Source organism: Sulfitobacter sp. CW3 (assembly GCF_019392245.1).
Classification (GTDB): domain Bacteria; phylum Pseudomonadota; class Alphaproteobacteria; order Rhodobacterales; family Rhodobacteraceae; genus Sulfitobacter.
Map to the genome: position 1 here is coordinate 1 of NZ_JAHXRL010000081.1, position 327 is coordinate 327.

A 327-nucleotide genomic window follows, 5' to 3' on the forward strand; every position below is an offset into this window, starting at 1 on the left:
CTGCGCTACCGGCTGAGCTACCGCGATATCGAGGAACTGTTCCTGGAACGCGGCCTGGAGGTGGACCACTCCACCCTGAACCGCTGGGTCCTGGCCTACGCACCGTTGATCGAGAAGCGGCTGCGAGCCTTCCGCAAACCACACTGCGGCTCGATCAGGATCGACGAAACGTTGTATCTGATCGGCGCCTCGGGTCTTTCCTGAGGTATGAGGCCGGGTCAGCCCGAACGAAACGTGAGACCACGAGTCTGCGATGTAGATCATGCGCCCGGCCTCTCCACTGCGCCCTTGACGAGATTGGACGGTAGCAGAGGCCTCCCTGCGTGG

General features: G+C 62.4%; 1 pseudogene. It reads left to right on the plus strand.

What is annotated here, in order from left to right:
* Positions 1-171, plus strand: a pseudogene (locus KZZ06_RS20285) (IS6 family transposase); the annotation flags it as partial.
* Between the last annotated feature and the right edge of the window lie 156 nt (positions 172-327).